The organism is Corallococcus interemptor, from assembly GCF_003668875.1.
Classification (GTDB): Bacteria; Myxococcota; Myxococcia; order Myxococcales; family Myxococcaceae; genus Corallococcus; species Corallococcus interemptor.
The window spans coordinates 39260-49353 of the sequence record NZ_RAWM01000060.1 but is presented as its reverse complement, the minus strand read 5'-3'; the positions used below and the strand labels follow the sequence as shown (position 1 = coordinate 49353).

9 protein-coding genes are annotated in these 10094 nt (G+C 71.5%); 4 read left to right on the top strand and 5 right to left on the bottom strand.

Going from position 1 to position 10094, the window contains the following annotated elements; translation table 11 throughout:
- Nucleotides 1-430 (bottom strand): thiamine phosphate synthase (locus D7X96_RS21535; RefSeq protein WP_121770597.1); only part of this gene is annotated, 430 nt, incomplete at its 3' end.
- 93 nt (nucleotides 431-523) lie between these two features.
- Between D7X96_RS21535 and D7X96_RS21530 the strand changes: the two genes are divergently transcribed.
- From D7X96_RS21530 to D7X96_RS21520, 3 genes are read left to right on the top strand one after another with little or no spacing between them, the layout of a single operon-like run.
- The gene (locus D7X96_RS21530; RefSeq protein ID WP_120548982.1) at nucleotides 524-805 is read left to right on the top strand and encodes a hypothetical protein; all 282 of its coding nucleotides are present in this window, start codon (nucleotides 524-526) and stop codon (nucleotides 803-805) included.
- Complete coding sequence (locus tag D7X96_RS21525; protein ID WP_120548983.1) at nucleotides 802-1113, top strand: DUF1844 domain-containing protein; 312 nt, start codon at nucleotides 802-804, stop codon at nucleotides 1111-1113. The genes D7X96_RS21530 and D7X96_RS21525 overlap by 4 nt, the downstream gene beginning before the upstream one ends.
- Entirely contained in the window at nucleotides 1110-1772 is a 663-nt protein-coding gene (locus D7X96_RS21520; RefSeq protein WP_120548984.1) for a hypothetical protein, read from the top strand. The genes D7X96_RS21525 and D7X96_RS21520 overlap by 4 nt, the downstream gene beginning before the upstream one ends.
- A gap of 51 nt (nucleotides 1773-1823) precedes the next feature.
- On the opposite strand, the gene D7X96_RS21515 is transcribed toward D7X96_RS21520, so the two are convergent.
- Nucleotides 1824-2369: a hypothetical protein gene (locus D7X96_RS21515; protein ID WP_233610329.1), complete on the bottom strand. Its 546-nt coding sequence runs from the start codon at nucleotides 2367-2369 to the stop codon at nucleotides 1824-1826.
- Nucleotides 2370-2596: 227 nt separating this feature from the next.
- On the opposite strand from D7X96_RS21515, the gene clpB reads away from it, so the two are divergent.
- On the top strand, nucleotides 2597-5221 hold the full coding sequence (gene clpB / locus D7X96_RS21510) for an ATP-dependent chaperone ClpB (protein ID WP_121770596.1): 2625 nt from the start codon (nucleotides 2597-2599) through the stop codon (nucleotides 5219-5221).
- A 71-nt stretch (nucleotides 5222-5292) separates the two neighbouring features.
- Here clpB and D7X96_RS21505 read toward each other — a convergent pair whose 3' ends face one another.
- From D7X96_RS21505 to D7X96_RS21495, 3 genes are read right to left on the bottom strand one after another with little or no spacing between them, the layout of a single operon-like run.
- Entirely contained in the window at nucleotides 5293-6033 is a 741-nt protein-coding gene (locus D7X96_RS21505) for a glutathione S-transferase C-terminal domain-containing protein (RefSeq protein WP_120548986.1), read from the bottom strand.
- On the bottom strand, nucleotides 6030-9161 hold the full coding sequence (locus D7X96_RS21500) for a serine/threonine-protein kinase (RefSeq protein ID WP_121770595.1): 3132 nt from the start codon (nucleotides 9159-9161) through the stop codon (nucleotides 6030-6032). Before D7X96_RS21500 ends, D7X96_RS21505 begins: the two co-directional genes overlap by 4 nt.
- 9 nt (nucleotides 9162-9170) lie before the next feature.
- Nucleotides 9171-10058, bottom strand: coding sequence for a sigma-70 family RNA polymerase sigma factor (locus D7X96_RS21495; RefSeq protein ID WP_121722071.1), 888 nt, complete (start codon nucleotides 10056-10058; stop codon nucleotides 9171-9173).
- Nucleotides 10059-10094: the final 36 nt, after the last annotated feature.

Here is a 10094-nt window from a genome sequence, read left to right as displayed (position 1 = left end):
CCTTCGTCGTCGTGCCGAACAGCGGCCCCACGCCCACGTAGTCCGCCCCCGCCGCCTTCGCCGCCTTCGCCCCTTCCGTCCCCCGCGCCGTCACGCCCACGTACCGGACCGGGCCCAACAGCTCCCGCGCCGCCTCCGGGGGCAGGTCCTCATCCCCCACGTGCACCCCGTGCGCGTCCGACAGCAGCGCCAGGTCCACCCGGTCGTTGACGAGGCACACCGCGCCTGCCCGCCGGCACAGGGCCACCACCGCGCGGGCCGCGGCCAGCGCGTCCCGGGGCGGGGTGTGCTTCATGCGCAGCTGGAGCACCCGTGCGCCGCCCTCCAGCAGGCGCCGGGCCTTGTCCACCAGGGACAGCTCCGGACGGACGCTGTCGTCCACCAGGAGGTACGGGCCTTGGGGAAGCAGAGGGCGGGGCGAGACGTTCATCGGTTTCCGGGACTGGGGAGACCAGCGTTGACAGGCGGCCCTCCTGCTATAAGGTGCCGCGCTGTTTTCCAAGCAATTCCGAGGATTTGAATCATGGCTGAAGGCATCAACCCGAAGCACCTCGACAAGCGCACCGCCGAGCGCTACCAGCGCAGCGGCCAGGTGGACGAGGACGCGTACAAGAAGCACCTCGAGGAGCTGCCGGACGTGGCCGACAAGGCCGTCCCCATCGACACGCAGATGGACGGCGACATCGACGACGACTTCGATGACGAGGACGAGGACGAGGACGACACGGACGACGACGCCTCCGACGACGACGAGCCGGACGACGCGGACGAGCCGGCCGACGAAGAGGACAAGGCGTCCGAATGAGCCCTTCGGAGAAGCGGGGTGAGACCTTCGTGATGACGGGGGAAGCGAGCCCCGCCTCCGAGGAGTCCCTGTCGTTCAGCACCTTCATCGTCGGACTGGGTTCCGCCATCCTCATCCACCTGGGTGGGGCGCCGAACCCGGAGACGGGCCGCATGGAGAAGGACCTGCCTTCGGCCCGGCAGAACCTGGACCTCCTGGCGATGCTGCGTGAGAAGACGCGCGGCAACCTCACCGCCGAGGAGGAGAAGCTCGTGGAGAACCTCCTGTCCGACCTGCGCATGCGCTACGTGGAGGCAAGCCGGAAGTGAAGCCTCGTGAAGTCACCCGCTCGGGGGCGCTGCCCCGGGGCGTCCGCGTCGCCGCGGCGCTGTGCCTGGTGCTGTCCTCCGTGACGGGCTTCATCGCCTGCAACGAAGCCTCCACCATGATGAACTTCGAGGCGTACCGCGAGGCGCAGCGCGAGCACGCCCCCTCCCTGCCCCTCCTGGGCAGGGACCCCGCCGTCACCCGGGCGATCATGGAGGCGCAGCTGTCCGCGCTCTCCCCCATGCGCGAGTCGCGCGCCCTGGTGCTGACCGGGCTGTCGGTGGCCTGCACCCTGCTCTTCTTCGCCTCCAGCCGCATGCTGCGCTCCCCGGACGGCATCCCGAGGAACGGCTTCCGTCAGGTGCTGGGCGGCGCGGGCATCTTCGCCGCGCTGATGCGCACCATCGATGGCGCCCAGGCGGCGGTGGTGGCCCGGAACACCAGCCAGGCCATGATTGAAGGGCTCAAGGGCCTGCCGGAGTTCCAGGCGGCGGACGCCGCCGAGCAGCTCCACGCGCTCGTCCCGTCCCTGATGACCTTTGGCGCGGTGGTGCCCACGGTCATCGTCGCCGGAGGCTTCGCCGTGATTGCCCAGTACTTCCGCAGCGAGGGCGTGCGCGACGCCATCGTCACGCTCGACGGGCCCACCGAGGACCCTTGATTGAGCCGGGGCTGACGCGGCGCGGCGCCTGAGAGGGCCGCCCGCCGGCCTTCAGCCCGCGTCCGTCTCCGCGCGGGGCAGCGAGGGGCCCAGGAGCAGCGCTTCCAGGGCGGCCATCGCGTCCGCCTCGGAGCCGGCGGCCGTGCCCTCCAGGGGCAGCACGCGGGACAGCCGGGCGTGGGGGATGTCCAGCAGCTCGTCCCGCGTCAGCCCGAAGACGTACGCCAGGTGCCCCATGGGCCAGCGGGACTGGAGCCGGGCGAAGGCCGCGTCATCCAGCTCCTCCAGGGGGCACGGCAGCTCCGCGTCCTCGTACACCACCTTCTCCCCGCCCACCCGGCGGCCGTTGCCGTAGGCAATCACTTCCTCGCCCTCGTCCGCGTCGTAGACGTACGCGTGCACGGTGGCGTTGGCGGCGGCGGACAGCAGGCGGGCCAGCGCGTGGTGCGCCGCGTACCAGTGGGCGCCCTGCCGGCCCTGGGAGAAGGGCCCCAGGAAGGCCAGGCGCACCACCTTGCGGCGGCGGTTGATGGTGACGCGCAGCGCCGTGGCGGCCGGCACGCTGTCCATCGACAGGGCCTCCCGGGCCAGACGCACCAGCGCCAACCCGGAGAAGGTGTCGAGTCGAACGAGATAGCCGCCGTGTGCGTCCAGAGTGAAGCCCCCGAGGATGGGCGCCGCCTATAACCGACCCCTCCACCCCCTGGCAACTTCGCCACCACGATTACCCGGCCGCTTCCAGCGGCTCAAAGTATTCCGGGGAAACGCAGGGCATACGGGCAGTGTCGCCTTGCCAAGGGGTCCCAGGCCCTTACGTTGAAGCCATGAGACTCGACAAATACACGGTGAAGGCACAGGAGGCGATCCAGGAAGGTCAGTCCCTGGCTCGCCGGGCCGACAATCCCCACTACGAGCCGGAGCACCTGGCGACGGCGCTGCTGGGGCAGAAGGACGGCATCGTCGACCCTCTCCTGCGCAAGATTGGCGTGGACGTGAAGCTGTTCGCGGGCCGGCTGGGCGAGGCCCTGCAGAAGCTCCCGCGCATCCAGGGCGGCGAGAGCGCCATGCTCAGCCAGCGCCTGATGAAGACCTTCGACAAGGCGGAGGATGAGGCCAAGGCGCTGAAGGACGACTTCACGTCCTCCGAGCACCTGCTCCTCGCGCTGACCCAGGACAAGGGCGCCGTCGGCGAGGCCATGAAGTCCTCCGGCGTGACGCGCGAGCGCGTGCAGGCAGGCTTGAAGGAGGTCCGGGGCTCCTCGCGCGTGACGAGCGCCGACGCGGAGTCCACCTACCAGGCGCTGGAGAAGTACGGCCGCGACCTCACGGAGGCGGCACGCTCCGGCAAGCTGGACCCCGTCATCGGCCGCGACGAGGAGATCCGCCGCTGCATCCAGGTCTTGAGCCGCCGCACCAAGAACAACCCGGTGCTCATCGGTGAGCCGGGCGTGGGCAAGACGGCCATCGCGGAAGGCCTGGCCCGCCGCATCGTGGACGGCGACGTGCCGGAAGGGCTGAAGAACAAGCGCCTCATCACCCTGGACCTGGGCGCCATGGTGGCCGGCGCGAAGTACCGCGGCGAGTTCGAGGAGCGCCTCAAGGCGGTCCTCAAGGAGGTCTCGGACGCGGCGGGGGAGATCATCCTCTTCATCGACGAGATGCACACGCTCGTGGGCGCCGGGAAGGCCGAGGGCGCCATGGACGCGGGCAACATGCTCAAGCCGGCGCTCGCGCGCGGCGAGCTGCACTGCATTGGCGCGACGACGCTGGATGAGTACCGCAAGCACATTGAGAAGGACGCCGCCCTGGAGCGCCGCTTCCAGCCGGTGTTCGTGGGCGAGCCCTCGGTGCACGACACCATCAGCATCCTGCGTGGCCTGAAGGAGCGCTACGAGGTGCACCACGGCGTGCGCATCCAGGACTCCGCGCTCGTCGCGGCGGCCACGCTCAGCCACCGCTACATCGCGGACCGCTTCCTGCCGGACAAGGCCATCGACCTGGTCGACGAGGCCTCCAGCCGCCTGCGCATCGAGATCGACTCCATGCCCACGGAGATCGACGACATCCGCCGCAAGGTGACGCAGCTCGAAATCGAGCGCGAGGGCCTGCGCAAGGAGACCGATCCGCACTCGCGCGAGCGCCTGGCCACCATCGAGAAGGAGCTGGCGAACCTCAACGAGAAGTTCAACTCGCTCAAGGCCCACTGGGACGAGGAGAAGAAGGCCATCGCGGCGCTGCGCTCGCTCAAGGAGAAGCAGGAGAAGGCGCGCAACGACCAGGCCGCGGCGGAACGTCAGGGCGACCTCAACCGCGCCGCGGAGCTGAAGTTCGGCGTCATCCCGGGCCTGGAGAAGGAGGTCACGGCGCAGAACGAGAAGCTGGCGGAGCTGCAGAAGCACCAGAAGTTCCTCAAGGAGGAGGTGGACTCCGAGGACATCGCCTCCGTGGTGGCCAAGTGGACGGGCATCCCGGTCTCCAAGCTGATGGAGGGCGAGATGCAGAAGCTGGTCAAGATGGAGGACCGGCTCGCCGAGCGCGTGATTGGCCAGCGCAGCGCGATTGAGGCCGTGTCCAACGCCGTGCGCCGCGCGCGCAGCGGGCTGCAGGACCCCAACCGGCCCATCGGCTCGTTCATCTTCCTGGGCCCCACGGGCGTGGGCAAGACGGAGACGGCCAAGGCGCTGGCGGAGTTCCTCTTCGACGACGACACGGCCATGGTCCGCATCGACATGTCCGAGTACATGGAGAAGCACGCCGTGTCCCGGCTCGTGGGCGCGCCCCCGGGCTACGTGGGCTACGAGGAGGGCGGACAGCTGACGGAGGCCGTGCGCCGCAGGCCGTACACGGTGGTGCTCTTCGACGAAATCGAGAAGGCCCACCACGACGTGTTCAACATCCTGCTCCAGATTCTCGACGAGGGCCGGGTGACGGACAGCCAGGGCCGCACGGTGGACTTCCGCAACACGGTGCTCATCCTCACGTCGAACATCGGCTCGCAGGCCATCCAGGAGGGCATGGCGGGCACGGACACGCTCAACGAGAAGACGCGCAGCGAGGTGATGGACGCGCTGCGCGGCCACTTCCGGCCGGAGTTCCTCAACCGCGTGGACGAAATCGTCGTCTTCGAGCCGCTGCGCAAGAAGGACATCTACCGCATCGTGGACATCCAGCTGGGCCGGCTGCAGAAGCTGCTCCAGGCCAAGCGCCTCACGCTGGACCTCACGGACAGCGCGCGGGAGCTGCTGGCCGAGCGCGGCTACGACCCGACGTACGGTGCCCGGCCGCTCAAGCGCGCGGTGCAGAAGTACCTGCTGGATCCGATGGCGCTCAAGGTGCTCAACGGCGAGTTCGCGCCGGGCGAGCACATCCAGGCGGACGCGGGCCCGGACGGGCTCACCTTCGCCAAGGTGCTGGTGGACAACGCGAAGGGCGTGAAGAAGACGGCGTAAGCCCGCTTCACGCACCGGTGATTCACACGGCGGGCCGCCTTCCCTCACCGGGAGGCGGCCCGGGGTGTTTCTCAGGTGCGGCGGTGCTTGTCGTAGAGCGTGTCGCGCCACGCGAGCAGGTCCGGGAAGCGCGCGGCCAGGCCCGGATGGGTCCACACCTCGCGCGTGCCGGGGCCCATGGGCAGGTGCCGGTCCGCGGGCGGCCCCAGGGGCGCGAGCATCGCCGCGGTGGTGATGTCCGCGTAGGTGAAGCCCTCCTCCAGCAGGTAGGGCCGGCCGCCCAGCGCCGCGCGCAGCTTGTCGTAGGACGGGGCGACGGCGGCCTCGATGGCCTCTGGAGAGGTGTCCGCCACCTGGTGCTTCTTCACCACGAAGCGCATGCCCAGGCGCGCGGAGGGCGCGAACACCGGGCGCAGCCAGCCGGGGATGAACTTCGGCAGCATCTCCGCCTGGGCGCGGGCGTTGTCCAGCATGCGCGGCATGGCGTAGGCGCGCGCCAGGTCCAGCACGTGTTCGCTGATGTCGTTCCACGCGGTGATGGCGTCCAGCCGCGCGGCCGGGAAGAGCGGACTGCCCTGCCCCACGGCTTCCGCGTGCTTCGCGATGGCGAACGAGCCGTGCGTGGCCGGCTGGGGCGGATCCACGAGCAGCGGCACGGAGGGCTTCACCCCGGGCGCCACCTGCTTGCGCAGCCAACGCTCCTGGATGAGGGGGACGTAGTCCTGGTAGCGGTAGGCGACGCGGTGGTGGTCCAACGCCCACCGGGCCTTCTCCGTCCAGCCCGATGAGGTCAGTCCGACGAGGGTTCTCATGGGGCCGGGACTTCAGCGCGCCTTGAGGAACGCGTCCAGCTCGGAAAGCTTGAGCAGCCGGGGCTCGGCGGTGGGGAGCACGGCGTCGCGGGCGGCGGTGGCCAGCGCAGGGCGCGCTCCGGCTCGCGGTGGGCACGGCGCAGCGCCCGGGCCAGGACGTAGCGGATGTTGGCCTTCTCCAGGGGCGGGCCCGCCGTCTTCTCCCAGGCCTCCAGGGAGCGCTCCGCCCACTGACGGGCCTCCTCCAGCTCACCCCGCTCCAGCGCCAGCTCCGCCAGCATCTCCTCCACCTCCATGGGGAGCCGGGCCTCTTCGCCCGCGAGCTTGTGGTGCAGGGCCACCAGCTCGCGTGCCACGTCCCGCGCCTCGTTGAGCTGCTTCGCATGGGTGAGGGCGACGGCCAGGACGCGCAGCGACTCGCCCAGCTCGGTCTCTGCCTCCAGCTCCCGCACGATGGCCACGCCGCGCTTCGCCGCCGCGACGGCGCGCTCGGTCTGCCCGAGTTGCAGATAGGCCGCCGACTGGCACCGCGCCGGCGCCGCGAAGATGGGGTCCTTGCGGCCGTCGGCACGGCCCGCGGCCGCCTCCTCTTCCATCTGCTGGAGCAGCACCAGGGCTTCCGCCACCCGGCTCTGGTTCATGAGGATCTGCGACAGGTTGGTGCCCGTGCGGATGCGGAAGACGGAGCCCTTGGGGAACAGCTGATTGTAGATGGCCCGGGCCTCATGCATGTGACGCTCGGCCTCCTCGTAGCGCCCCATGCGGTAGGCGGCCGCGCTCAGGTTCCCCCGCAGGCCGGCGACGTAGCGCAGGGGCTGGTGGTCGGGGCCATGGATGCGCTCGTAGCGGCGCAGGCTTTCCAGGAAGGCCTCACGCCCCTCCTCGTAGCGCTGCAGCTCCACCAGGGTTCCCCCCATGTTGTTGATCGCGATGGCGACCTTCGGGTGGTCCGGTCCGTAGGCGGCCTCCAGGATGTCCCGGGCGCGGTGGATGGTCGCGAGCGCCTCCTCCTTGCGCCCCATGGACCGCTGGGTGGAGGCCAGCATGAGCAGCCCGCGGGCGAGCCTCGGCGAGTCCCGGCCGTGCAGCCTCTCCTGGAGCGCCAGCCCCTGCTGGATGACGGGCAGCGCGTCCGACGAGCGCGACTGCTGCTCCAGCGAGTTGCCCTCGTACACGAGCAGCTGGGACTCCAGCTCCGGGTTGCCTCCGGACCGCGCCAGGAGCGCCCGGGCCTCGTCGGCGTGGGCCTTCGCTTGCTCCGGGCGCTGGGTCACCTCGCCGTCGACGAAGACCTGGTGGACGGCGGCCTCCGCGGCGCGCAGGTCGTCGTGCCCGGACAGGGACGCGAGCATCGCGCGGCGCAGTGCGGGTTCCGCGGCCTCGTCGCGCAGGAAGGCGCGGGCCTCGCCTTCGATGAGCAGGGCTTCGCCCAGCAGCGGCTTGTAGCCCAGCGCCTCCGCCTCCTTGACGATGGGAGCGACGCGGTCCACGGCGTCCTGCCACCTGTCCGCGCCCAGGCGGGCCCGCGCGTCGTCCAGCTTCGCGTACGCGGCCTTCACGCGCGCGGCGACCTCGGGGCGCTCTGGCGGGGGCACGGGCCGGGACAGCGCCTCCACGTCCGCGCAGCGCGACAGCGGGCTCAAGGCCAGCGCGGCTTCGGGTGCGGTGGCGACGCCCGCGCGGTCCGCGGAGAGGAGCACCTCCGTGAGCGTTGTCAGCTCGCGGCGGCGGCGCTCCAGGCACTGGGTGCGCAGGTCCAGCACCGCGGCGGACTGCGTGCCGTGTTCGTGCGTGGCGAGGCACGCGTCGCGGCGGCTGTCGCTCCACCCGGCGACGAAGGCATCCAGGGTGCGGGCGGTGGTCTCGTGGGCGGCGACGGCGTCCGGGGCGCCCGTGGCCTGGAAGGCCTTGAGCAAGGCCGCCTTGCGGTCCGCGTCCCAGATGCCATGGAAGCGCGTGGGGTCGTCCGCGCAGGGTGAAGGGCCCCGGGCCACCACCACCGCGGCAGCGATGGCGAGCAGGCCCACGCCCATGCCCGCGGCCGCCATCTTCGCGCCGGTGCGGGGGAAGGCCGCGCGCTCCAGCGCGTCGAGCAGCACCGTCATGGAGGGATGACGGGCGCCCGGATCCACCGACAGGCCGCGCACGATGAGCGCGGGCACGGCGCGCGGAACGTTGCTCCGGTTCGCCAGGCCTCCCGTTTCAGAGGAGGAGGGCTTGTGGCCGTGCAGCCCTTCGTAGAGCGACACGCAGAAGGCGTACTGATCCGACCGCGCATCGGCGGGCGAGCCCGCGAACACCTCCGGAGCAATGTACCCCGGCGTGCCCGCGACGCTGGTGACCAGCGGGGCTGCCTTCGGCGACAGGGCCTCGCCCGGCGCCAGCGCGGTGGAGTCCCCATCCCCGGTGGACTCCAGGCGGGCCAGGCCGAAGTCCGTCACGCGGGCCCGGCCCTCCTTGTCCACGAGCACGTTGTCCGGCTTGAAGTCCCGGTGCACCACGCCCGCCGCGTGCGCCGCCGCGAGCCCCCGGCCCGCCTGGACGTACAGCCGCACCACGTCGCGCCAGGACCTGCCGGCCGCCTTGAGGTACTGGCGCACCGTGCCGCCGTCCACCAGCTCCATGGCGATGAAGACGACGTCGCCGAACGTCCCCACGTCGTGCACGGCGACGACGTGCGGGTGGCGCGTGCGCGCGGCGGCCTGGGCCTCGCGCAAGAGCCGCTCCGTCATGCCCTGCGAGCCCCCCGTGGCGGGCGGCGCGCGCAGCAGCTTCAGCCCAATGCGGCGATCCAGGCTGGGGTCATACGCCGCATGGACGACGCCCATGCCTCCCGCGCCCAGCCGCTCCAGCACCACGTAGCGGCCCAGGAGCGTCCCCTGCGCCACCTGGGGGATGCGCGGCTTGACGGAGCGGGTCAGCGGATCCGACTGCATCACCGCGGTGCGCGCGGCGTGCACGTCCGGCGCGGGCACGGCGCGCACGCGCAGGAACTCCGCCAGGGACTCGCGGCAGGACGCGCAGGTGTCCAGGTGGGACTCGGCGCGCTCGCGTAGGGACTGGGACGGAATGCCGTCCGCGAGGTCGAGCAGCTCGACCTCGTCGAGGTGGGGGGTCGAATCAGGCATCAGTGGGACTCACCCTTCCTTCAGCAGGGACGCGAGGCTGAGCTCCAGGCTGCCGTCGAGCACGCGCAGCAGACTGTCGAGCTGGGAGGTGTTGAGCGCGAGCCGCCGCGCCAGGGCCAGACGGGTGTGCTCCAGGAGCGCTTCGCGCGCCTTCGCCATCCACCGCGACACCGTGGAGGCATGCACCTGGTGCAGCGCGCCCAGCGACTCCACGCCCAGCCCCTGCACCAGCCCCATGCGCAGCAGGTTGCGATCCCGGGGCGGGAGCTTCGCCAGGGCCTCCGTGAAGGCGGCCCGGAAGGCGGGACGGTAGCGGTGGCGGATGTGCTCCAGCTCCGGATCCGCCGCGCCCAGGTCCGCGGCGATGAGCGCGTCATCCAGCGGCGTGCTGCGCTCCGGCCTGCGCTTGAGCGACAGCGCGATGCCCAGCGCCACCGCCTCCGACCACCGGCGCAGCGGCCCCCGGCCCGCGTACTCCGTGAGGCGCGGCGCGCGGCCACCCTCCTCCACCAGGAGCCGCAGGCGCGTGAGCTGGAGCACCTCGTCCACGAACGCGTCCGAGTCCTCCACGCGGCGCACCGCGCGCCCCGCGGGCACCAGGACGGCGGACTCCAGCGCATCCATCGCCGCCCGCTGTCCCTCCACCGCGGCCAGCGCCAGGTACAGGTCCTCGGCCTGCAGCGAGGACACGGCCTGCGCGGGAGGTTCACCCGAAGGCGTGTGCAGGGCCAGGTGCGCCACGAAGGCGCCGGGCTCAAGCCGCACCCCGGGCCACGCCGCCTCACAGCGCTCCAGGATGGAGGTCAGCACGGGTAGGAGCCCCGCCTCCTGCTCGGAGGACAGGGGGCGCGCGGCCCCTCGGAACGCCGCGACCAGCTCGGATGGAATGTTCGCCATGGCACCGGCCGGCCCCCCAAGGACTGGTTAAGCCGG